At 43.7% G+C, this 21,948-nt stretch carries 24 protein-coding genes; 3 read left to right on the forward strand and 21 right to left on the reverse strand.

What is annotated here, in order from left to right; translation table 11 throughout:
- Position 1: 1 nt before the first annotated feature.
- The 3 genes from purE to HMPREF1863_RS07540 form a co-directional block, all read right to left on the reverse strand.
- Positions 2-493, reverse strand: coding sequence for a 5-(carboxyamino)imidazole ribonucleotide mutase (purE, locus tag HMPREF1863_RS07530; RefSeq protein WP_068369462.1), 492 nt, complete (start codon positions 491-493; stop codon positions 2-4).
- A gap of 85 nt (positions 494-578) precedes the next feature.
- A complete protein-coding gene (locus tag HMPREF1863_RS07535; RefSeq protein WP_068369465.1) occupies positions 579-1,877 on the reverse strand; it encodes a sensor histidine kinase in 1,299 nt (432 codons plus the stop codon).
- Positions 1,878-1,887: 10 nt separating this feature from the next.
- The gene (locus tag HMPREF1863_RS07540) at positions 1,888-2,583 is read right to left on the reverse strand and encodes a response regulator transcription factor (protein ID WP_068369468.1); all 696 of its coding nucleotides are present in this window, start codon (positions 2,581-2,583) and stop codon (positions 1,888-1,890) included.
- Positions 2,584-2,711: 128 nt separating this feature from the next.
- On the opposite strand from HMPREF1863_RS07540, the gene HMPREF1863_RS07545 reads away from it, so the two are divergent.
- From HMPREF1863_RS07545 to HMPREF1863_RS07555, 3 genes are read left to right on the forward strand one after another with little or no spacing between them, the layout of a single operon-like run.
- Entirely contained in the window at positions 2,712-3,623 is a 912-nt protein-coding gene (locus tag HMPREF1863_RS07545; RefSeq protein WP_068369471.1) for an ABC transporter ATP-binding protein, read from the forward strand.
- Positions 3,616-4,371: a hypothetical protein gene (locus tag HMPREF1863_RS07550; RefSeq protein WP_068369474.1), complete on the forward strand. Its 756-nt coding sequence runs from the start codon at positions 3,616-3,618 to the stop codon at positions 4,369-4,371. The genes HMPREF1863_RS07545 and HMPREF1863_RS07550 overlap by 8 nt, the downstream gene beginning before the upstream one ends.
- Positions 4,372-4,379: 8 nt before the next feature.
- Positions 4,380-5,105 carry an ABC transporter permease gene (locus HMPREF1863_RS07555; protein ID WP_068369482.1) on the forward strand — a complete coding sequence of 242 codons (726 nt, stop codon included), beginning with the start codon at positions 4,380-4,382 and terminating at the stop codon, positions 5,103-5,105.
- 36 nt (positions 5,106-5,141) lie between these two features.
- Here the strand turns inward: HMPREF1863_RS07555 and guaB are convergent, their stop codons facing one another.
- The 18 genes from guaB to HMPREF1863_RS07645 all read right to left on the reverse strand — a co-directional run bounded on the left by guaB (position 5,142) and on the right by HMPREF1863_RS07645 (position 21,944).
- Positions 5,142-6,599 (reverse strand): IMP dehydrogenase, encoded by a 1,458-nt coding sequence (guaB, locus tag HMPREF1863_RS07560; protein WP_068369485.1) that lies wholly within the window; start codon positions 6,597-6,599, stop codon positions 5,142-5,144.
- Positions 6,600-6,668: 69 nt separating this feature from the next.
- A complete protein-coding gene (locus HMPREF1863_RS07565) occupies positions 6,669-7,844 on the reverse strand; it encodes a CdaR family protein (protein WP_068369488.1) in 1,176 nt (391 codons plus the stop codon).
- Entirely contained in the window at positions 7,837-8,637 is an 801-nt protein-coding gene (cdaA, locus tag HMPREF1863_RS07570) for a diadenylate cyclase CdaA (RefSeq protein ID WP_068369491.1), read from the reverse strand. Before cdaA ends, HMPREF1863_RS07565 begins: the two co-directional genes overlap by 8 nt.
- Positions 8,621-9,193 (reverse strand): DUF5317 family protein, encoded by a 573-nt coding sequence (locus tag HMPREF1863_RS07575; protein WP_068369493.1) that lies wholly within the window; start codon positions 9,191-9,193, stop codon positions 8,621-8,623. Before HMPREF1863_RS07575 ends, cdaA begins: the two co-directional genes overlap by 17 nt.
- Before the next feature lie 49 nt (positions 9,194-9,242).
- Positions 9,243-11,336: a bifunctional 4-hydroxy-3-methylbut-2-enyl diphosphate reductase/30S ribosomal protein S1 gene (locus HMPREF1863_RS07580; protein WP_083508574.1), complete on the reverse strand. Its 2,094-nt coding sequence runs from the start codon at positions 11,334-11,336 to the stop codon at positions 9,243-9,245.
- A complete protein-coding gene (locus HMPREF1863_RS07585; RefSeq protein ID WP_068369497.1) occupies positions 11,302-11,886 on the reverse strand; it encodes a lysophospholipid acyltransferase family protein in 585 nt (194 codons plus the stop codon). Before HMPREF1863_RS07585 ends, HMPREF1863_RS07580 begins: the two co-directional genes overlap by 35 nt.
- Complete coding sequence (gene cmk, locus HMPREF1863_RS07590; RefSeq protein ID WP_068369506.1) at positions 11,876-12,532, reverse strand: (d)CMP kinase; 657 nt, start codon at positions 12,530-12,532, stop codon at positions 11,876-11,878. Before cmk ends, HMPREF1863_RS07585 begins: the two co-directional genes overlap by 11 nt.
- Positions 12,529-13,743: a BaiN/RdsA family NAD(P)/FAD-dependent oxidoreductase gene (locus HMPREF1863_RS07595; RefSeq protein WP_068369507.1), complete on the reverse strand. Its 1,215-nt coding sequence runs from the start codon at positions 13,741-13,743 to the stop codon at positions 12,529-12,531. Before HMPREF1863_RS07595 ends, cmk begins: the two co-directional genes overlap by 4 nt.
- Complete coding sequence (locus HMPREF1863_RS07600; protein WP_068369514.1) at positions 13,744-14,301, reverse strand: tRNA 5-(aminomethyl)-2-thiouridylate-methyltransferase MnmM; 558 nt, start codon at positions 14,299-14,301, stop codon at positions 13,744-13,746.
- Positions 14,292-15,002, reverse strand: coding sequence for a pseudouridine synthase (locus HMPREF1863_RS07605; protein WP_068369517.1), 711 nt, complete (start codon positions 15,000-15,002; stop codon positions 14,292-14,294). The genes HMPREF1863_RS07600 and HMPREF1863_RS07605 overlap by 10 nt, the downstream gene beginning before the upstream one ends.
- The gene (gene scpB, locus HMPREF1863_RS07610) at positions 14,999-15,520 is read right to left on the reverse strand and encodes an SMC-Scp complex subunit ScpB (protein WP_068369520.1); all 522 of its coding nucleotides are present in this window, start codon (positions 15,518-15,520) and stop codon (positions 14,999-15,001) included. Before scpB ends, HMPREF1863_RS07605 begins: the two co-directional genes overlap by 4 nt.
- Entirely contained in the window at positions 15,510-16,241 is a 732-nt protein-coding gene (locus tag HMPREF1863_RS07615) for a segregation and condensation protein A (RefSeq protein ID WP_068369522.1), read from the reverse strand. The genes scpB and HMPREF1863_RS07615 overlap by 11 nt, the downstream gene beginning before the upstream one ends.
- Positions 16,241-16,858 carry a site-2 protease family protein gene (locus tag HMPREF1863_RS07620; RefSeq protein ID WP_068369525.1) on the reverse strand — a complete coding sequence of 206 codons (618 nt, stop codon included), beginning with the start codon at positions 16,856-16,858 and terminating at the stop codon, positions 16,241-16,243. Before HMPREF1863_RS07620 ends, HMPREF1863_RS07615 begins: the two co-directional genes overlap by 1 nt.
- Positions 16,836-18,146, reverse strand: a complete 1,311-nt coding sequence (locus HMPREF1863_RS07625) for a thymidine phosphorylase (protein WP_068369529.1) — start codon at positions 18,144-18,146, stop codon at positions 16,836-16,838. Before HMPREF1863_RS07625 ends, HMPREF1863_RS07620 begins: the two co-directional genes overlap by 23 nt.
- A 2-nt stretch (positions 18,147-18,148) precedes the next feature.
- On the reverse strand, positions 18,149-18,946 hold the full coding sequence (locus tag HMPREF1863_RS07630; RefSeq protein ID WP_068369532.1) for a purine-nucleoside phosphorylase: 798 nt from the start codon (positions 18,944-18,946) through the stop codon (positions 18,149-18,151).
- The gene (locus HMPREF1863_RS07635; protein WP_068369535.1) at positions 18,930-19,484 is read right to left on the reverse strand and encodes an NUDIX hydrolase; all 555 of its coding nucleotides are present in this window, start codon (positions 19,482-19,484) and stop codon (positions 18,930-18,932) included. The genes HMPREF1863_RS07630 and HMPREF1863_RS07635 overlap by 17 nt, the downstream gene beginning before the upstream one ends.
- On the reverse strand, positions 19,481-21,148 hold the full coding sequence (recN, locus tag HMPREF1863_RS07640) for a DNA repair protein RecN (RefSeq protein ID WP_068369542.1): 1,668 nt from the start codon (positions 21,146-21,148) through the stop codon (positions 19,481-19,483). The genes HMPREF1863_RS07635 and recN overlap by 4 nt, the downstream gene beginning before the upstream one ends.
- A 1-nt stretch (position 21,149) precedes the next feature.
- A complete protein-coding gene (locus HMPREF1863_RS07645) occupies positions 21,150-21,944 on the reverse strand; it encodes a TlyA family RNA methyltransferase (RefSeq protein ID WP_068369547.1) in 795 nt (264 codons plus the stop codon).
- Positions 21,945-21,948: the final 4 nt, after the last annotated feature.

Consider the following 21,948-nt stretch of genomic DNA (forward strand, 5'->3'; position numbering starts at 1 on the left):
TTTAGCCACGTAGGTCCTCCTCGAGTTTGCGATTCATTTCCTCAACTTCCGATTGTAATTTTAATTTGTAATCGTCGAGACGTTTTTTAAGATCGCTATCGGCGACGGACAAAATTTGTGCCGCTAGAATACCGGCATTCTTGCCGCCGTTGATAGCCACCGTCGCCACCGGAACGCCGGAAGGCATTTGGACGGTGGAAAGAAGAGAATCCATTCCTCCTGCTACGGACGTTTTACCGGGAACGCCGATAACGGGACGCGTCGTATGCGCCGCCACGACGCCGCCAAGGTGTGCCGCTTTTCCCGCAATGGAAATAAATACTTCCGTACCGTTTTTTTCCTGTTCTTTCACATACTCAACCACCTCATTAGGGGTGCGATGAGCGCTGTAAACTACGCAATCATAGGCTACGCCAAGTTCTTTTAACGATTTAATAACATCAAATGCGATTTCTCTATCGCTGTAACTACCCATAAGAATTGAAACTTTCATAATCAGCCTCCTTATATCCTTTATCATGTTATCAATACTCAGTAATGCTGTCAATAAGCGATGATACAGCACATTACGACGATCATTACGCTTTCGGCAAGATAAATTCAACTCTAAAACCGCCGTCTGAATTGACAGCTTTCATTTTACCTCCGTGTAGCTGACAAATTTGTTTTGAAATCAGTAATCCCATGCCGTGAACATTTACAGTAGAAAGATCCGATGTCGCCAACCGCTGTAAAACATCCTCGCCGACGCCCCCTCCGTGATCCCATAGTTCGATATACATTAAATCATTATTTTCTCTACAACGTACAACCATATCGCCCTCTTGATAGGTCAAACTGTTTTTGATTATGTTCTCGATCATTCGGCTAAACAAGTGAGCGTCCATTTTAATTGTCGTAGATTCGCGAATGTTATTTTCAAAAGCAATGTTTCGTTCCGGATGTTCATTTAAATAGCGGATTAATATTTTTCGTAAAACGGGAATCGGATATTCTTGCGTAAATCGCTCGGCACTAAGGTTTTGAAGTCTCGACGTATCATTAAGATCTTGTACGGTCTTACTGATGCGCATAAGCTCATCTTCCATTGCCCCTATCGTTTCCTTATTCTCTTCCGTCTTTAAATCGTTTAGCCCCCAGCTGAGTTTTGAAAGAGGCGTGCGCACATCGTGGCTGATGCCGCGAATCCATTGGCTTTGGCTTTTACTCAACTGTTCATAGCGTCGATTGGCATCGTTTACTGCACGAGACACATCTTTTAAGGGACCTGCCTCTTCCAGGGGGGTGTAATCAGCGCTGTAAATCTTCTCCAGCGCCTCTTGAAGAGGAAATAACTTTTTAAACAGATTGTTCCTTTCCCTTCTGTACATATAAAAGAGGAAAAACAGATAGCCTAATAAAAAAATCAGTGCCAAATCCACGTTTAAGAGCCATTGTTCTGCGCTGTAATAGTTGAAGGGCAGCTTATCCAATGTTCCCTTGGGATACCCGATAACCAAAAGATCGTCACCGATGATGTACGTCATCACGGGATAATCTTTTAAATAATAACGGGTAAAGCGAGCGACGTCGGTCATCTTATAAGCTTCCGGAATTTCAGAAGGCTTTCTATACGACTCAATAATTTTGCCACTTCCGCCAATGCGAATGGCCCAGAGATTATTTTCTTTTAAAAAATCTCGATTTGCCGTCGTAAACAAGAACTCGTTGTCTTTATTTTTCATAATATAATCGTGTACAGTGTCGGGCTGTGCATATTGTTTGCTTACATTGTAATTTATGTAAAGAATAACGAAAATTAGAAAAATAAAGGTCAGCGAAAAGGCAACGGTAAATAAAACGAAGCGTCGTAATTTTTTTAATATAAATTGAAACATAGTAACTCCGTTATGGCTTTCCTACTAATTTATAACCGAGACCCTTTACCGTCACCAATCGTTTAGGATTGGAAGGATCGTCTTCGAGTTTTTCGCGCAGGCGATAAATATGGGTGATCAATGTATTTTCATAACCGAAGGTATCTTCCCAGACGTTTTCGAGGATTTGATCGATGGAGACGATATGATTTAAATTAGCCGCGAGTAAACTCAAAATTTTAAATTGCTTCGCCGTCAACTTCTCTTCATTGTTTCCTCTCGTGATCGTTCCCTTGGAAGGATCGAATAAAGCGCCGTTTAAGTCGACAAGTTTGCTCTGATCACTGTGAAAACTTCTTCGAAGCACAGCCTCTATACGCCATAAAAGATCCTCTGCGAGAAAAGGCTTTACGATATAATCATCGGCCTCCGATTCAAAGCCTTCGCGGCGATCGTCGATACCATCTAAAGCAGATAAAATTATAACCGGCATATGGGAACGTTGACGGACGGATTTCAACAAGTCCATTCCGCTTCCGTCGGGCAACATTAAATCTAAAATTATTAAATCCACGGAATGATGGGCCAGTTGATACTTCGCCTGGGCCAAATTGGATGCCGTTTTAATCGAGTCGTACCCTGCCCCTCGTAAATAACGATCCAAGTGATCCAACAGGGATTTTTCGTCGTCTACGATTAAAATAACGGGATCTTTTTTCTTCTCCATAGTGTCGCCTCCTTTTAGGGCTATTTTATCACAGGGCAAAAGAAGTTTATCCCTTGTGATCTAAATGTGATGTAGGTTTCATAAGTATGTGAGCTTCCGATTTTATAATGGCACAAAAGGAGGTTCTTATGGAAAATCTATTATCCATCGACAATTTAAAAAAGAGTTACAACGGCAAAACAGTTTTAGACATCGATCACTTAACATTACCTAAGGGTGCTATTTACGGTTTAATCGGGCCCAATGGCGCCGGCAAATCTACTTTGATGAAGTCCATACTGGGCTTAATTTCAAAAGACTCCGGCGAGATGACACTTTTCGACCAAAAAGTAACGACTAAAAATCAAAAGATTCTGAATCGCAAGTTGGGCGCATTGATCGAACGACCGTCCTATTACGACCACTTAACGGGTGTAGAAAATCTTTCCATTCTATGTACTTTAAAAGGTATCGATAAAAAACATATTGTACCGACACTGCAATCAGTCGGTATTGAGAAAAAAGGTCACGACAAGGTTAGAACGTATTCACTGGGCATGAAACAGCGATTGGGGATCGCCATGGCTATTATCGGCGAGCCGAAGTTATTAATTCTCGACGAACCGATAAACGGACTGGATCCCATCGGCACTTTGGAAATGCGCCATCTATTTCTACAATTGGCGGAGGAAAAGAATACGACGATTTTAATTTCATCCCATATTCTCGACGAAGTGGAAAAAATCGCCACCCATATTGCCATGCTACAGAATGGCCGATTAATCTATAACGGAACCCTTGAAAACTACCGAGAGCTTCATCCGCCGATTCTCTCCCTACGTACATCCGACAATGATTTGGCAGCCAAAGCGCTCAACTCCACAGAATTTGCAATTCGCGGAGAACGCTTAATTTTAAATCATCCTGACGATGACGAAGTGGCAGAAATTGTGCGCCGCTTATCTTCAGTCGTCGATATTTACCGCATCGAAGAAGAGCGAGAAAGTTTGGAAACTCTCTTTATTAACGATACGAAGAAGGGAGGCACTTTTTTTGCGTAGTTTAGAATCTAGAAAATATAGACATCTTCATATTTATCCCTTACTCGGCTTATTGTTTTTCGTCCATATTTTCGTGTCCAGTATTTCAGTTTTTTCAAGCTCCTTTGTCAATGAAACCTATCCGCTTTTCAGGCTTTTAGACGGATACTTCATGATACAGCTGATTTTTAGCCCGGTGCTTTTTTCTTCTTTAGTAAAAAAAGTCGTAGAAATCGAAGAGAAAGATAATATGTTTCTCTATCAGGAAATCCTCGGCATCGAACCCTCTGCACTCTTACTGAAAAAATGGTCGTGGCTGAATCTAAGGCTATTACTGTTACAAATAGTGGAATGGGCAGTGCTAATAATGATGGCATCGCGATCGAGTCGCTTTTCCCCCACCGATATTATGAGCCTTCGCATACTCATAGAATTCGCGGGCCAATGGCTTATTACGGCGGCCTTTGTTGCACTTTTCCTCATCTTGGAAACCCGCTCAAAAAGTCCTTATTTCACCCTCTTCTTTTCCATGGCAGGCACGTTGACGGGAATTATATCCATGCTTACGTCTTCCGCTCTCACCTTTATGAATCCCTTCGCCTGGATAATATCTCTGATGAATATTTCCTATGTTCAACAGTCCGGAAAATTTGAGAGTGTTTTAAATCCTACGCCTTTTGTAACACCCTTCATTGCTATAATCGGCTTGGTGATTTGTTTATTCATAATTAAAAACCATACACTCATTCGTTACGATAAAACATTTTAGGAGGTATTATGTCATCCGTTCTTTCCATTGAAACGAAGAAAATCAAATGGTTTCCCTTGCTGTTAGCCATACTTCTCGTGCCTCTTCTAGCCAATGTATTCGGCACAATAAATTATCTCGGCAATCGACAAACACTCCATCATGAATGGGAAAGTTTATTTACCCAGGTCGGCTTATTTTACTTTTCGTTTTTCTTTGTGCCCCTCATCGCCATCATCGTCGGTATTTTATGGAACACAGAGCACCGTGCAGGATTAAATTTCATAAGACTAAGTTCCATTACTCACAGCCGATTTATTCTTTGTAAAAACCTGCTGGCTTTTGTCCTCATTTCTATCGCGCAAACTTACTTCTTTCTTTCCTTTTATCTCTGCGGCAAATTTGCTTGCCATTTCGGCACATTGGATTTGACGATATATCTCTATTATCTTCTAGCGAGTATTCTCTTTTCCATTCCGGCTATTTGCGTTTTTTCCGCATTGAGCATTCGTATGAAATCATTAGGTGGCGTCACTATTTTATCAGTCGCCATTTCCATTATGGGTTTTTTGACTTGTGCGCAGACAGTAATTCCCCATTTAGAAAAAATATTTGCGCTGAATAACTTAGCTTACGATATGAATCATTTCACACAACTTTCCCCCGGCGATTTCTTAATAACACTTCTCCTTGCAATTGTTGAGACCACAGTTGCATATGGCTTTTCCAAAACATTCTTACAATATGATGAATAAGCACAAAAAGAATCCCCCGTCGCCGAGGGATTCTTTCTATTTTCGAGAACTGATATAGTTCGGGCTTTCGCGTGTAATGGTAATATTGTGAGGATGGTTTTCTTGTAGCGTGGCCGGCGTGATTTTCATGTATTCGGTCTTGGTTTTGAGTTCGTGAATATCTTTCGCGCCTACATAGCCCATACCGCTCTTTAAACCGCCGACAAGTTGATAGACCACGTCGCCGACTTTTCCTTTGTAAGGAATTCGACCTTCCACACCTTCGGGTACGTATTTTTTCGTTTCCGATTGGAAGTAACGATCGCTGGAGCCGCTGCTCATGGCGCCTAAGGAGCCCATACCGCGATAGGTCTTAAAGCGACGTCCTTCGACATAAATTTCTTCTCCGGGACTTTCGTCGGTACCGGCAAACATGGAGCCCATCATGACCACGTCGGAGCCTGCGGCGATCGCCTTTGTAACGTCGCCGGAGTATTTAATACCACCGTCGCCGATAATGGGGATGCCCCGTTCTTGACCGGCTTTCGAACAGTTTAAAATCGCCGTTACTTGTGGCACACCGATACCGGTTACGACGCGCGTCGTACAAATGGAACCGGGACCGATACCGACTTTAACACAGTCTGCGCCGGCGTCGATAAGATCCATCGTACCTTGATAAGTTGCCACATTCCCCGCCACTAATTGAAGATCGGGGAAAGCTTTTTTAATTTCACGAATGGTTTTTAAAACGCCTGCCGATTGCCCGTGGGCGGTGTCGATGACGAAAAGGTCGGTCCCGGCTGCGACGAGCGCTTCCACACGGTCGTATACGTCGTGGGTAACACCGATCGCTGCACCGGCTAAAAGTCTTCCGCCTTTGTCTCTTGCCGAGTTCGGATATTGAATAGACTTTTCGATATCCTTAATCGTGATAAGACCTTTTAAATAATGTTGATCGTCGATTAAAGGAAGCTTTTCAATCTTATATTCCTTCATAATTTTCAACGCGTCGTCCATGGAAATACCTTCGCGACCGGTGACGAGATTGTCGGACGTCATGACGTCTGCAATTTTTTTGGTGAGATCATCTTCAAAGCGGATGTCACGATTGGTAATAATACCTTCTAAAATACCTTTAGCATTGACGATGGGCACGCCGCTAATGCGGTAATGGCTCATTAACTCCAATGCGTCTTTAATAACATGCTCCTTCGAAAGTGAGAAGGGATCGGTAATGACGCCGTGCTCGCTTCTTTTCACGCGATCCACTTCTTTTACCTGTTCCTCCAAAGGCATGCTCTTATGGATAATACCGATGCCACCTTCACGCGCCATGGCAATGGCCATTTGTGATTCCGTAACCGTATCCATGCCCGCACTCATAAGGGGAATGTTCAATTCGATTTCGTTGGTGATTTTCGTTTTTAAACTTACTTCATTCGGTAAAACTTCAGAATACCCCGGCATCAGCAGAATATCGTCGAATGTTAAACCGTCTCCTAAATATTTCATCAGTACCTCCTTGCAGTCCTCATTTTAAGATAAGGGATATTTTAGCAAAAGTTAGTCTTTGTATCAAGATTATTGGTTCAATCGATAAGGAAGAATTTGAATAACTTCCACGCCCTTAGGCCCTTTCGCCGTCAATTTGCCATTACTGTCTACTGCCACGGTTAAATCCTCAGGATTAATAGAAGACACAATATTTTGCTCTCCGTAAACCTCTACGGTTACATGCTCCGGACGTTTAAATCGTTTCCCGTTCATATTAATGGATTTAGGATCGATTTCTAAACTGCGTTTAGATGTTTCATTTTTCATGTAGCGCAGGAAAATGGATTCGTCAGGATTGACGAGATGCACGCCGTCGGGAAGATTAAGAGTTAAGGGAATGGTAAACTCTCTCATAAGTTCTCGCGGATCGACCGGATTGGTTTTTACCGCTTCTACTTTATCGATCTGTTCGCCCTCGCCCGTTATCATAACACTTGTAGGTGTTAAAATAGCACGCTCGCGCTTAAATCCTTCCACATTTTCGTCGGTATAGTTTACATTGATCGGTACACTTACAGCTTTTGATATGACCGCCTGAACGCTTACATTGTTCGGTGAAATATCGATATTAGAAATGACGCGTTTATTCTGATCCATCGGGAAAAGTTCCACAGTCGATACGACCGTGTCCTTTGCTCCGTTGACAGTCACAAAACCGACGACGGATTGAACTTTATCCACGTCGCGCTTCGGACCGCTGATCGTAACTTTTTCCGGACTGACACTAACATGATCCAGTACATAATTATCATCCGGTTTGCCCTTACTTTTAACTGTAACGGCTTTTTCTTCTTTGACGATTTCATCTACCGATACGGTAATGGCTTTTGGATTGGAACGCTCGATGGTTAAGCTGTCGTCGCTCAATCGGTAGTGGATTGGTAAACGCTGAGTTCCGGGTTGCACATCTTCCAAATCTACGTAGGCGGATATATCCTCTTCCTTTAACCCCAAAATAGCGCTTCGCTTTCCGCTAACGACAATATTCGTTGTGTAGTCGTCGTGTTTTAATAATTCGAGGCCTGCTTCACGCATTGAGGATTGATTGCGAAGTTCAACCTGAACATTGGTAAAGTCTTTCTTGATGGTCGGGTCGATTTCGGTGATGATAAAAAACCAAAGCAAGATGGCGATAACCAAAGAAAAGATTTTGGCGATGGTGTCTTGCTTGTTTGCTATGAAATTTAAATAGCGCTCACGCATTTTCCACCTCATTCTTCATTTCGTTGGGAAAATAAATATCGCGTAGTAATTGCTCCAGCGTCGCCAAATCCAAGTGGCGATTAATATTACCGTATTCCGCAATGGAAATCGAACCGGTTTCTTCACTGACGATGATGGCAAAAGCATCACTTTTCTCACTCATACCGATGGCGGCACGATGACGCGTTCCCAGTTCCTTAGAGAGTCCCTTTTGTTCCGTCAAAGGTAAGAAGCAGGCAGCCGACACCACTTGATCGCCGTTGACGATAACGGCGCCGTCATGTAGCGGCGTGTTGGGAATAAAAATATTAATAAGCAACGCCGAAGAGAGCTCGCCGTAAATCGGCGTCCCCGTTTCGATAATTTCATTAAGCCCTGTCTGACGCTCGATAACGATTAGAGCGCCGATTTTTTGTCGCGAAAGAGAGGCGACGGCGCTGACGATTTCATTAATCGTCGATTCGTCGCGCTTGCTGGAATAAATTAAGCCTTTTTTTATTGAACTGTTACGACCGATAAATTCGAGGCCCCGTCGAATTTCAGGTTGAAACACGACAAACAGACCTAAAAATCCCCAAGTCAACATGCTCTTTAAAAGGTAATTGAGCATGTAGATTTGTAAGACTTCGCTCACCTTCGTAAGAACTAACACGACGATAATGCCTTTGCTAAGCTGCTCGGCGCGCGTCCCGCGAATTAACTTTAAAAGCCAATAGATAATTACTGCGACGATAGCGATATCGATAATATCTTGGATACGCAGGATGGATAAGGTTTCACTGATCCATTTCATTTAGATTGGCCCTCCTAAATACATACGATACGGCACTTGTAACGAAAATGAACATACCGACAGCGATAAACCCGTCGCCTACGCTCATAACCCGTGCCGAGGTTATGGGCGAGTAAAATATAAATCGATCGCAAAGAAAGCGCAGCTGGGTTTCCTCATTGGCTAAAACATGGGTCAAGGTTTTGCCGGTGGATATAAGATTCAAGGCGCGAACATCACCTATTTTAACGAGACAAGATGACTCTACGGGCATGCCCCCGTTTAACAGCACGACGATGCTATTTAAAAGAACGCCGATACCTGCTAAACGATAACCTATATGCTTCCCGAGCAGTAGCCCGAAACCGATAATCACTAAGGCGATTCCGTGAACTGTAGGAAAAATAGTTAAAATCATAGGCGATTTCGGCGCCATTTTTAAGCTTAAGATAAAAATACATGCACCGATTCCCGCGATGATTAAATTTTTAAATGTCGGTAATGAAAGAAAAACCTTATTTTTCCATGAAAAAATAAGGCCGAGCATCATACCGAGTATAATGGCTTCTTTCGTCATTGTTCACCTACAAAAAATGCGCCCTCCTTGGAAAGCGCATTTTACTTTTTTATTCTTCGTCTTGGCTTTCTTCAGCTTCGGCTTCTAAGTCGCCAAAGTTGATTAAATCACCGATAGCCATGGAGAAGTTTTCTTCTTCAGGTTTTGCTTCTACCGGAGCAGCCTCTTTACGACGAGGTTTTTTCTCTCTCTTCTTTTCTTGGGTAGCGGATTCATCTTCGCCGCCCGGTTGAAGAGCCTTCATAGATAGAGAAATCTTCTTATCTTCGAAGTTAATATCGGTAACGCGAACGTCGATTTCTTGACCGATTTCTAAAACGTCAGCCGGTTTTTCGACGTGTTGTCTGGAAATTTGAGAAACGTGAAGTAATCCGTCTACGCCGGATTCGAGGCGAACGAAAGCACCGAAGTCTAAGATGTTTACGACAGTACCTTTTACGTCGTCGCCGACTTGTACGGTTTCAACAAAAGTATCCCAGGGTTTTTGTGTCGTTTGTTTTAATCCGAGGGCAATACGGTTCTTTTCTTCATCGATCTTAAGAACCAAAACTTTTACCTTTTCGCCGGGGCTTACAACATCACTGGGATGTTTTACACGGTTCCAGGATAATTCGGAAATGTGAATTAATCCGTCTACGCCGCCGACATCTACGAAAGCGCCGAAATTGGTAAGTCTTTGAACGGTACCTTCAACGAATTGACCTTCTTCGAGAGTTTCGTAAACTTCTTTACGCTTTTCTTCGATTTCGGTAGATTCGATATTTTTACGAGAAAGTACAAATTTTCTTCTACTCTTGTCGAAGTCGATGATTTCGCATTCCAAATCTTGATCTACGTATTTGCTCAAATCTCTTTGGAAGCGAACCGATACGTGAGATGCGGGGATAAAGCCGTTGAGGCCATCGACATCGCAAGTTAAGCCGCCCTTGACGACGTTAGTAACGTGCGCCATAACACGTTCATTGTTTTCAAATTTTTCTTCCATCTCATCCCAAACCTTCATGTTTTCAACACGTTTGTAGGATAAGACGACATTACCGTCTCCATCGTCCATTTTCATGACGTAAACCTGAATTTCATCGCCTTGGTTGAAAAGTTCTTCAGGTTTTACATCGGGGTCGTTGGACAATTCATCTCTGGAGATAATACCGTCTGCACGGTAGCCGATGTTTACCATGACTTCATCATCGGTAACATACAAAACTTCACCACTGACAATTTCACCACGGCGCACACGAGTGAAAGAGTTTTCAATGGCCTCCATCATTTCATTGTTCATTTCGTCCCTGTTTAAGTTATCCATTCTACTAACAGCCTCCTTGATTACCGAATCCGGAGTGGATGCCCCGGCGGTAATACCAATTTTATTAAATTTTTTAAATGGACGTAGATCAAGTTGATTTATGGTTTGAATATGGTAGACGTGATCACAGTGATCCGCCGCAATCTTAGCGAGCTTTTTCGTGTTCGCACTATTCTTACCACCTATAACGAGCATACAATCCACATTTTGAGCCAACATGCGACAGGCATCCTGACGGTCGTTTGTGGCTTTACATATGGTATTATACCTTAAAATCTCGCCTGTGAAAACACCTTTTAGCCTTTCTTCCACGTTATCGACGATTTTCTTCGGATTTGTGGTCTGAGAAACCAATGCAATTTTATTTTCTTCATGAAGTGGAAGCATATCCACTTCATCTTCATCTTTTACAATAAATACACGGCTGCCGTAACTTGCGATCCCTTTTATTTCCGGATGATCTTTGTCGCCGACGATGACGACGGGGATCCCCTTTTCGTTATTTTCGCGAACAATACCGTAAATGCGGGAAACAAAAGGACAAGTCGTATCGATGACGACATTTTCCTTCGATTCGAGAGCTTCCTTCAATTCTTTCGTCGTGCCGTGGCTCCTTGTAATAACCGTGGCTGCGTTCGGAAGGTCGTCTTCTTCAATAACATTTACGCCCAGATCTTTAAGTTCGCGATTGACATCTGCATTGTGGACGAGCTCACCCATCATTTTTACATTTGAATTTTCTCGAGCCGTGGTAAATGCCAGATCGACTGCACGTTTCACACCACCACAAAAGCCGTAAACATCACTAAGAATGATCTCCAATGCTCTGTCTCCCTTCATAAATGATTTCCATGATCTTTTCCATTTTCCGGCTATATTCCTCTTCTGTAAGCTTTTGCTTTTCAAACGGAATGATTTCTCTGAATATATAGCGACGCTTGCGGAAGGGCTTATAGTCCCCTTCGATATAGACGGGAATAATATCCGTTCCCGTCCGCGCCGCCAATAGAACCGTACCAGGTTTAGCCGCTTTATAATCGATCCTCTTCACCCGCGTTCCTTCGGGAAAAATGCCCAGCACTTCCCCTCCTTTTATGACGCGTATGGCTTGAAGGGTACTCTTTGCATCTCCATTGTCCCGATCCACAGAAATAGCGTCCACGCCTTTCATGACATGCTTGATAAAGGGCGTTTCGAACAATTCTTTTTTCGCCATCCATCGAATTTTCCTCGGAAATAAAATCGAGAGAATTAAAGGGTCTAAATTGCTCTTATGATTCGCTATTAGCACATAGGCCTTATCTTCGATTGTAGGCATATTGATTACTTCGTAAGGATAGATAATGCGAAGAAAAAAGCCGATAATATACTTTAAAAAATTATAAAACACTTGCTTTCTCCACGTAATGTAACATTTTTTCAATGACCTCGTCTTCTCCGAGGTTGGTGGAATCAATGACGACGGCATCTTCCGCCTGCTTTAAAGGCGCAATTTCTCTGGTACGATCGCGAAGATCCCGCTTGTGTAGATCCGCCTGTATGGTTTTTAAATCGACGGTTTCGCCCAATTCTTTGCGCTGTAAATAACGTCTCCTCGCCCGCTCTTCTTCGCTGGCAGTTAAAAAGAACTTAACTTCCGCATCGGGCAAAATGACCGTGCCGATGTCCCGACCTTCCATTACCGTTCCGCCATTCTCCGCCAACCGTCTCTGCAATTGGAGCAAATATTGTCGTACGTTCGGATTTTTTGAAAGCTCCGATGTCTTTTGAGAAATTGCCTCTGTTCGAATGACATCACCTAAAGGCGAGCCGTCCAGGGTTACCGCGCCGTTTTCATAGCCAATACGCACCTTATCGCATGCCTTCAAAATTTCCTCTACATCGTCCGTTTTGGCAATTTCTGTAGCAATATAGGCAATGGTTCTGTAAAGAGAACCGGTGTCGATGTATTCGTAATCTAGACGTTTGGCCAAAGCTTTAGCAATGGCGGACTTTCCTGCGCCGGACGGTCCGTCGATGGCAATTTTTAAACTCATGCTTCCTCCTTTGATGCACTCATTCCGGCAAGATAGCCGGTGGAAAAGGCGATCTGTAAATTAAATCCTCCCGTCGGTCCGTCGACGTCAATGACCTCTCCGCAAAAATAAAGTCCGCTGATTTTGCGGCTTTCCATGGTAGAGGGATTGAGCTCCGAAACATCCACACCGCCGGTTGTGACGATGCCTGTGTTTTCTTCGAATAGTCCGCGATAGGTCAGAGGGAAATATTTAAAGCTCTTGACTAAATTTTCCCGCATGTCCACTGTTAATTGATGAGCAGGCAAAGCCGCTTCAATCCTAGCAAGGGATAATAATGGCTCTACGAGGGATTTCGGTGCCATACTTTTTAAAATCGTATGGATCTCTTTATTGCTGTTTTCGTTTACTTCACGAATCAAACGCTCATTCAGTTTTTCTTTCGTAAGGACAGGCTTGAGATCGATCCAAAGGTCCACCTTATTTTCCCTATTAATCCGCGATGACATACTCAAAACGATGGGGCCGCTTATTCCATAATGAGTTATGAGCATTTCTCCGAATTCACTGTAGGTATCCTCCTCCGTACGGGCGAAAAGCTCTACATTTTTTAATGACAAACCTTGAAGGGAATCTCTAAAAGGGATATCCGCTTTCAAACCGACGAGACCTGCAACAGGTTTCACTACATTTATATCGAATGCTTTCGCCCACCGGTAGCCGTCACCTGTCGATCCCGTATTTTTATACGTCATACCGCCGGTTGCCACGACGACTTTATCGCCGTAAAAGGGCCCTCGATCGGTTTCGACATAAAATCCGTCAGATGTCTTTTTGATTTTCGACACTTTCGTGTTTAAGCTAATATTCACTTGGCGATTCTTTAGCTCTTTTTCCAAACGTCGAATAATATCAGAGGATTTATCGCTTACGGGAAAGACGCGCTGCCCGCGTTCCACTTTTAAGGGAACGCCCCCTGATTGAAAAAAGGATTGCAAACTATAACTCGGAAAACTGTAATAAGAAGAATACATAAAACGGCCATTGCGATGAAGGGAATCGAAAAATAATTCATCGTCACAATCATTACATAGATTACAACGACCCTTCCCCGTAATAAACAGTTTCTTGCCGAGCTTCTCATTTTGCTCAATAAGTAAAACCTTATCGTTTTCGGCTCCTCGGATGGCCGCCATCATGCCGGCAGGCCCTCCGCCAATTATAATAATCATCTAAAACCTCTCTATGCCGATCCAGTAGGGCGAATCGTCCTGCTGATTGGGAAATTCTACGACCGTAACGCGATACTCACGAGGATTCAATTTTTTGCAATATTCCTCTAAACCCCGGCTTTCACGAGCACCCTCATCATGACCGGGATAAACACAAATACTAAATAGTCCGTGCTTTTTCATCGATTTTAAAATGAGCTCCAGTGTAGTCTTCGTCGTTTCCCATTTCGTCGTGTTTTTCTTATCTCCCTTGGGCAAATAGCCAAGGTTCATAAAAAATACATCCACTGTATCGATCTCAACATAATGTCCGATTTTCTCGTGACTGTCGCAAATAAGTTTTACGTTATGAATATCGTGTTCCTCTAATCGCTTATTCGTTGATATGATAGCCGCTTCCTGAATGTCCATGGCGACGACGCGCCCTGCGCCCTCAGCTAAAAAAAGAGTATCGTGTCCGTTACCCGCCGTAAGGTCCACGGCAAGGGAATCCTCTTCCAATATTCGTTCCGCCATTAAATGGGACCAACGGACGGCATTCCCGGGAATTATTTCCATGACTTTAACGACCTGATTTCCTTTTCGCGCAAGGTGCGGTAATCCCCTTTTCCCAAACCTGTAATTTTTAAAGGCCCAAAGGCGATGCGCTCCAATTGAATGACCTCATATCCTAAAGATTCGAACATCCTGCGAATTTGACGATTACGACCTTCCCGAATCGTACATTCCAAACGGGTTTTTTTATTACGGTGCTCGATAATTTTAAATTCACCGGGAGCCGTCATGCCGTCTTTTAATTTGACGCCTTTAGAAAGTTCCTTTGCTTCTTCTTCCGTGACGAGTCCGTTCACCGTCACCTTGTACGTTTTTTCAATTTCGTACTTTGGATGGAGTAGCCGTTCTGTCAACTCGCCGTCGTCTGTTAACAGAATAAGTCCGGAAGAGTCCATATCCAATCGTCCGACAGGATAAAGTCTGGCACGAATATCGGATGAGAGAAGATCCAATACCGTTTGGCGATCCTTATTATCTTTAGCAGACGATACGATCCCCCTCGGTTTATTCATGAGAATATAGGTGTTTCGCTTAACAGGCCATACTTTTTTACCGTCGACTGTGACACGATCACCTTCTTCTACTATATAGCCCTGAGTATCGACAACTTCGCCATTGACTTTAACGCGACCTTCGGCGATTATTTCTTCACATTTTCGCCGGCTGGCGACGCCTGCATGGGCCATGTATTTTTGTAGTCTCATTCCGTCTCCTCTTCTATCTCTTCCTCTAATACCGGCAACTCATCTAAACCCGATAGCCCGAATTTTCTAAGAAATAACTCGGTCGTTCCATAGACTTTCGGCCGACCCGGAATATCCCGTCTGCCGAGAACGGTTATAAGTTCCGTACGTTCCAAACTTTTTAATACCTGGTCACAACGTACGCCTCGGATATCTTCTACATCGGATTTTAGAACCGGCTGTTTATAGGCTACAATGGCGAGCGTTTCGAGGGCGGCATTCGAAAGATTTTTCGATTGATTGCGTTTAGCATAGGCCGCAATTTCTTCGAAAAGTTCCGGTTTTGTCGAAAGCTGATAGCTGTCTTCAACGGTAACCAAGCGTAAACCTCTGTCGTCTTTTTTCAGATCCTCACCCAGTTCCGACAAAAGGTTTCTTGCCTCGAGGGCCGTTAAATCCAATGCCTGACGGATTTCTTTTTCACTTAAAGGTTCTCCCCACGCAAAGAGCAGGGCTTCTAGTTGTGCTTTAGGATGCATATGGTATTTCCCTCTTCGACAAAATAATATCCCTTCCTTTTTGCTCGCAGTAAATGCTTTGGCCTTTCACCAGTTCCAGCATAGTTAAAAAGATCGTAACGATTTCGATGCGGCTTTCGGCATCCCTCACCATGTCGAGAAAACTCGGCTTCTCCCATTGATTAAATGCCCACTGAATTTTTTCCCTCGCCTGATGAAAACTATATTCAGCGGCAGAAATCTTTTCCAGGGAACGCTTAGCCTCTTCGTGAATCTGAAACTGAAGCATCGCTTCCCGAAAAGCCTTTGTTAAAGCCTCGATGCTACCGTCGTTAATCAAATCCTGTTCGGAAAAATCGGTAAAGTCGTCTTGCTTTTTGTAAATAGCACCGTCTTCGTAAGCTGCCATTTCCTCTAACAGTTCACTCAATGCTTTCATGCGTTGATACTCGACGATTCTTTCCACGAGATCCTCTCTCGGATCTTCCTCTTCCTCCTCATCATCTGTCGGTCGCTCCGGCAACAACATACGACTTTTAATGGCAAGCAAATAACTTGCCATGGATAAAAAATCGACGACGGAATCCATGATCGGTCCGGTCATAGTGTCGATGTAGTGGAGAAAATCATCCACTAAAATATGAATTTGAATATCGTAAATATCCATTTCTCTTTTCTTAATGAGCTCCAAGAGAACCTCCATGGGCCCGGAAAAGGATTCGTAGACAATTTCAAAATTCATTAGACTAAAAATGCTCCAATTCTAACAAATAAATTTGCCAAACCGTACACCGCCGGTCCGATAATGCGGGAAATAAATCCACTGACGACGCCTATAAATAAGATCCAATAAAAATATTTTTCATAGCTGTAAAATTTATATTCCAAATCGCTGGGAAGCAAGGATGCGAGCACTTTAGAGCCGTCGAGAGGCGGTAACGGAACGAGATTAAATACGCCGAGCATGGTGTTATACCAAAGGAATTGATAGAAAAATTCGCTGATGACAAAATTGTGCTTTGATGTCCAAACGAGCAGAATTCCGGCAATGAGGGCGAAAATAAAATTCACGGTAACGCCTGCGAGGGAAACGATGATCGTCCCTCGTTTTCTGTTTTTGTAATATCTCGGATTAATGGGCACCGCTTTCGCCCAGCCGAAACGAAAGACGATCATAAACAACAACCCCACGGGATCAATGTGATCCAATGGATTAATGCTGAGCCGTCCGTCTCGCTTGGCCGTGTCATCTCCCAACAAATAAGAAACATAGCCGTGACCTATTTCATGGCCGACAATTGCGATTATCAGGGCAGGTATAGACCAAAGATACACGCTAAAATCCACGGTACACCTCATCGATTATAAGCGGCTCTACATGGACAGCCTCCGAGGAGATCTTGATAATATCGTCCAGTCGCTTTTCTCCTTCTTGAAGAGCTTCCGGTTTGGCGCTGTAAAGAGTGGCGAGGACGTCGCCTTTTTCTACCTTATCGCCCACTTTTTTGTGGAGGTAGATTCCCGCCGCCATATCCAATGTATCGTCCATCGTTATGCGTCCGGCTCCTAAATCTCTGGCTAAAATCCCAACATCGTGAGCAGGAATAGATTGAATATAACCGGAAGAAACAGCCTTTACATCGAGGCTATGAGTTGATTTCGGCAAAATAGAAGGATCTTCGACGACCCGGCCGTCCCCTCCTTGATTTTCAACAAAACGTCTAAATTGTTCCAGTGCTTTTCCGTTTTTAATAAGGGAGCGAACGTCGTGTTCAATGCGTTTTTTATCGTCGTCACATGTCATCGCGATTAAACGCACGGCGAGTCCGATACAAAGTTCCGTTAAGTCTTCGGGCCCTTCACCTCGCAACGTGTCGATGGCTTCTTGAACTTCAAGGCCGTTGCCGACAGCTTTTCCAAGGGGTTGATCCATGCGCGTTAAAATCGCAACTGTTTTTCTTCCGAAATTTTCTCCGATTGAAACCATGGTTTTGGCCAATGTAAGAGCGCTTTCTTTGTCGCGCATAAAGGCACCGTCTCCGACTTTTACATCGAGTAGGAGACAGTCACCGTGAATGGCAAGTTTTTTGCTCATAATGCTCGATGCAATTAAGGGAATGGCATCAACTGTTGCCGTGGCGTCCCGCAATGCGTAGAGCTTTTTATCGGCCGGCGTAATATTGGCCGTCTGACCTGCTACCGCCATGCCTACATTATTGGTGGCTTCTATAATTTCTTCGACGGAAAGATCGACGTGAAGTCCGGGTATGGACTCAAGCTTATCCAACGTTCCTCCGGTGTGACCTAAACCGCGGCCGCTCATCTTGCCGAAGGGCAAGCCGTATGCAGAAAGAAGGGGTCCTAAAATCAGAGTTGTCGTATCGCCGACGCCGCCGGTGGAATGTTTATCTACGATCGTACCTTTAATAGACGATAAATCCACAGTATCGCCTGAATCGATCATGGATGCTGTTAGGGCGTTGATCTCCTCATCATTCATTCCATTGAAATAAATGGCCATTAATAGCGCGCTCATTTGATAATCTTTAATGACGCCGCTAACGTAATCGTCGATGGTCTTTTTTATTTCGTCGGTAGTAAGATGAACTCCATGTTTTTTCTTTTCAATAACTTCCAATACGCTCATAATTAAATCCCTTCAACGATTCCCGTAACAAGTTTTTTAAATTCGCCGGAAACTTCTGCAGAAATGCGAATTACTTCTTCGTGATCCAAAGGCTGATCTAAAATTCCCGCCGCCATATTGGTGATACAGGATATACCGATGACCTTTACGCCGCGATGACGAGCAATGATGACTTCGGGTACTGTACTCATGCCCACGGCATCAGCACCTAAAATTCCCGCCATACGTACTTCTGCAGGTGTTTCATAACTCGGCCCCGTCATGTACATATACACGCCGGTTTCATAGGCGACATTTAAATCTTTGGCGATGTTTTTCACTTTATCCAGAAGCGTGCGGTCGTAAGCATAGGACATATCCGGGAAGCGATCGCCTACAGGATCATTGGGCCCAATAAGAGGATTTTTGCCGTTAAAATTGATGTGATCGTTGATGAGCATCAGTGTGCCGGGTTTGAAGCTTCGGTTGACTCCTCCGGCGGCATTAGTGACGATAAGTTTATCGATGCCCAATCCACATAGAATTTTGACGGGGTAAACCACATCTTGAATATCGAATCCCTCATAAAAATGAATACGCCCTTTCATGGCGACGATGTTTTTTCCTTTAAGGGTTCCAATAATTAACTCGCCGCTGTGGCCTTGAACAGTAGATTCCTTGAATCCGGGGATATCGCCATAAGGAATACGCGTCGGATTTTCGATGGTTTCTGCAAAATCCCCTAAGCCGCTTCCTAAAATTATGCCGATTTCTGGTTTTATAGTTGTTTTACTTTGTATGAAATTAATTGCTTGATTCATCTTTTTTATCTCTCATTTCTTTGGCGGCATACAAGCCGATAATGGTTTTTGCGTCGATAATTTCGCCGAGTTTTACCATGCGGAGTGCTTCGTCAAGTTGCATATACTCAACTTCCAAATCCTCTGTCTCATCTAAATATTGTTCCCCTTGCTTCGGGTTTTCGCACATGAAGATGTAGATTTTCTCATTTGTAAAACCGGGAGATGTATAAGCTTCCAGCAAAAAGTCAGCAGAATCAGCTTCAAGACCGGTCTCTTCCGAAAGTTCTCGAAGTGCTGCCGTCATAGGATTTTCATCGTGTTCAATAAATCCTGCGGGAAGTTCTAATAGGTTTTTCTTCGTGGCAATGCGATATTGACGCACAAAGGGAATACTGCCGTCTTCTCTGAAACAAACGATACAGGCACCGCCTGCATGTTCCACAACTTCACGTTTGCCGTAACGTTGTCCGTCTAATTCAACAGTATGACAGCGCAAGGTAACGACCTTGCCTTCATAAATCTTTTCGCTGCGTATTACGCGCTCTTCAGAAATCATACTTCCTCCTCATATCGTTCTTCCAACATTTCTCTTGCTGTATTTCGCGTCGTCTCCGTATCTGCCCCGCTTATCATGGTGGCTAAATAGGCGACGCGCTCTTCTTTATCTAAAGACTTCACAATCGACACAGTCCGTCCGTTTTCTTCTTTCTTCGTAATTTGATATTGCCTGTCTCCCCGAGCCACAACTTGGGGAAGGTGACTGACGACGATAAGCTGGCGATCTTTCGAAAGTTGAGACATTTTATTTGCCACAACCTTTGCCGTTTTCCCGCTCATTCCCGTGTCCACCTCGTCCAAAATGAGGATTTCCCGTTCGTCAAACTCGGCGTAAATGCTGATAAATGCGAGGAAAATACGGCTTATCTCCCCACCTGATGCTACTTCGGAAAGGGGAAGGAGATCTTCCCCTTTATTCGTCGACACCATAAAGATCACGCTGTCTTTGCCGTCTTCAGACAGGTTTTTCTCTTCGAAATGAATCTCAAACCGCGCCTCGGGAATGTCCAACTCTTTCATAACCTCGGCGATGCGATGCTCCACTTTTTTTGCCATGGACATTCGTGATGCTCGAATACGTTCGGCTTTTCGATTCGCCTCTTCTTTTGCCTTTTCTATTTCAACTTTCAGATCTTCTATGTTTTGATCGTAATCTTCCAAATACGCCAAACGTTCACGGCTCGTTTCGAGGAAATCTTGAATCTTTTCCAAACTATCGCCGTATTTTCGCTTGGCACCGTTAATGGCGTCCAACCGCTCGGCAACTTCGTTAAGCCGCTCGGGATCCGCTTCAAAATTTTCCGCCCGCTCTCTTAAGGTATAGGCGATGTCTTGAAAGCGATAGCGAAGATCTTCAAACTCCTCAGAAAGTTTGTCGTAATGGCCGTCATTTTGTGCGACCTTTTCCAAAGACGCTGCGAAGCGATCCATTAAACTTCTTATACCGCCGTCGTCAAAAGAAAGTTGAGAGAGCTCTTTTAAATATTCCAGTGTCGAGCTTTGATTGCGTATAGCATGAAACTCCTCTCGGAGAAATTCATCCTCTCCGGGCTCCAAAGCCAAAGATTCGATTTCATCTACCTGGTAACGCAACAAATCCATTTCTCTTGCCATTTTTTGAGGATCGTCACTTTCTCTATGAAGCTTATTTTCAAGAGCTTTAAAGTCGGCGACATCACCCTTTAATTCTTTTAAAGTTTCTACATGATCCTTTCCGCAAAAAGTATCGATCAGTTCCAGCTGAAACTTAGGATCGATCAAAAAACTGTTCTCTCCCTGCATACCCGATAGCGCCAAAATGGAACCGAATTCACGCAAAAGTGAATTGGTTACGGTTTTGCCGTTGATCTCGGAAATAGAGGGGCGATCTCTAAATAAGACCCTTTCCACAATAATCACGTCTTCATATGGAATACGGTTCTCTGCGAGAAAATCCAATGCTCTTTCATTTTTAGTCATAAAAACGCCTTGGATCGAAGAAAATTCCGCATCCTTTCGAATCATATTTTTTTGTGCTCGACCGCCGAGTAATAAACCGATGGCGTCCATTATAATGGATTTCCCTGCGCCGGTTTCCCCGGTCAACACTGAAAAGCCGTCGTGAAACTCGATACGGGAATGTTCAATAATAGCAAAATTGTCGATTTGAAGACGTAAAAACATGTTAGTGAAATTCCTCCTTCGACGCTTTTATAACCTCATCGACGCTCATTGGCTTTCGATCGGTCTCTCCATTGGTCATTAGCATTAAAAATTCAGTGTTTCCCGTTGCTCCTTGAATGGGCGAAAAAGTTAAAGATTCGATGGTCATGCCGAGACCCTTTGCAAGGGCGACGATTTTTTCAAGCACTTCTCTGTGTACTTTCGGATCGCTGACGATGCCGCCTTTCCCTACCTTATCTTTTCCGGCTTCAAATTGCGGTTTAATAAGGGCGGAAATACGACCGGGCTTTTCCAAATATGAAACGGCTTTCGGTAAGACGAGTTCGAGAGAGATAAAAGACACGTCAATGGAGATAAAGTCGATAGCATCTGCCAATTGCTCTTTATCCAGATGACGGACATTGGTGCGCTCCATTACGACGACCCTCGGATCGACGCGAAGCTCGTAGGCGAGCTGATTATAGCCAACATCGACAGCATATACTTTTTTTGCTCCGTGTTGCAGCATGCAGTCGGTAAAACCTCCTGTAGATGATCCGATATCCATGCAGACGTGGTCTTTTAAATCAATAGTATAGTCTTCGAGGATTTTTTCCAGCTTAAAACCGCCTCGAGAAACATATTTCAAGCTGTGGCCCTTGATTGTAATCTCCACATCCTCATCGAGCATTTGTCCCGCCTTTGCTATACGCTCCGTACCGACAAAAGCTTCTCCCGCCATAATCATGGTCTTTGCCTTTTCACGAGAAGGCGCTAAATGTTTTTTCACCAATAAGAGGTCTGCCCTCTCTCTCATGTCA

The sequence above is a fragment of the Aedoeadaptatus coxii genome (assembly GCF_001553115.1).
Taxonomy (GTDB): Bacteria; Bacillota; Clostridia; order Tissierellales; family Peptoniphilaceae; genus Aedoeadaptatus; species Aedoeadaptatus coxii.

Bases quoted from the DNA above. Each gene is read 5' to 3' on its own strand.
- HMPREF1863_RS07540 (WP_068369468.1), bottom strand. From the start codon at position 2,583: ATGGAGAAGAAAAAAGATCCCGTTATTTTAATCGTAGACGACGAAAAA.
- HMPREF1863_RS07605 (WP_068369517.1), bottom strand. From the start codon at position 15,002: ATGAGACTACAAAAATACATGGCCCATGCAGGCGTCGCCAGCCGGCGA.
- HMPREF1863_RS07575 (WP_068369493.1), bottom strand. From the start codon at position 9,193: ATGACGAAAGAAGCCATTATACTCGGTATGATGCTCGGCCTTATTTTT.
- HMPREF1863_RS07580 (WP_083508574.1), bottom strand. From the start codon at position 11,336: ATGAAGGGAGACAGAGCATTGGAGATCATTCTTAGTGATGTTTACGGC.
- recN (WP_068369542.1), bottom strand. From the start codon at position 21,148: ATGTTTTTACGTCTTCAAATCGACAATTTTGCTATTATTGAACATTCC.
- cdaA (WP_068369491.1), bottom strand. From the start codon at position 8,637: ATGAAATGGATCAGTGAAACCTTATCCATCCTGCGTATCCAAGATATT.
- HMPREF1863_RS07600 (WP_068369514.1), bottom strand. From the start codon at position 14,301: ATGGAAATAATTCCCGGGAATGCCGTCCGTTGGTCCCATTTAATGGCG.
- HMPREF1863_RS07545 (WP_068369471.1), top strand. From the start codon at position 2,712: ATGGAAAATCTATTATCCATCGACAATTTAAAAAAGAGTTACAACGGC.
- HMPREF1863_RS07615 (WP_068369522.1), bottom strand. From the start codon at position 16,241: ATGAATTTTGAAATTGTCTACGAATCCTTTTCCGGGCCCATGGAGGTT.
- HMPREF1863_RS07630 (WP_068369532.1), bottom strand. From the start codon at position 18,946: ATGAATCAAGCAATTAATTTCATACAAAGTAAAACAACTATAAAACCA.
- cmk (WP_068369506.1), bottom strand. From the start codon at position 12,532: ATGAGTTTAAAAATTGCCATCGACGGACCGTCCGGCGCAGGAAAGTCC.
- guaB (WP_068369485.1), bottom strand. From the start codon at position 6,599: ATGAAATATTTAGGAGACGGTTTAACATTCGACGATATTCTGCTGATG.
- HMPREF1863_RS07625 (WP_068369529.1), bottom strand. From the start codon at position 18,146: ATGAGCGTATTGGAAGTTATTGAAAAGAAAAAACATGGAGTTCATCTT.
- scpB (WP_068369520.1), bottom strand. From the start codon at position 15,520: ATGCATCCTAAAGCACAACTAGAAGCCCTGCTCTTTGCGTGGGGAGAA.
- HMPREF1863_RS07595 (WP_068369507.1), bottom strand. From the start codon at position 13,743: ATGATTATTATAATTGGCGGAGGGCCTGCCGGCATGATGGCGGCCATC.
- purE (WP_068369462.1), bottom strand. From the start codon at position 493: ATGAAAGTTTCAATTCTTATGGGTAGTTACAGCGATAGAGAAATCGCA.
- HMPREF1863_RS07645 (WP_068369547.1), bottom strand. From the start codon at position 21,944: ATGAGAGAGAGGGCAGACCTCTTATTGGTGAAAAAACATTTAGCGCCT.
- HMPREF1863_RS07555 (WP_068369482.1), top strand. From the start codon at position 4,380: ATGTCATCCGTTCTTTCCATTGAAACGAAGAAAATCAAATGGTTTCCC.
- HMPREF1863_RS07620 (WP_068369525.1), bottom strand. From the start codon at position 16,858: ATGAGGTGTACCGTGGATTTTAGCGTGTATCTTTGGTCTATACCTGCC.
- HMPREF1863_RS07565 (WP_068369488.1), bottom strand. From the start codon at position 7,844: ATGCGTGAGCGCTATTTAAATTTCATAGCAAACAAGCAAGACACCATC.
- HMPREF1863_RS07635 (WP_068369535.1), bottom strand. From the start codon at position 19,484: ATGATTTCTGAAGAGCGCGTAATACGCAGCGAAAAGATTTATGAAGGC.
- HMPREF1863_RS07535 (WP_068369465.1), bottom strand. From the start codon at position 1,877: ATGTTTCAATTTATATTAAAAAAATTACGACGCTTCGTTTTATTTACC.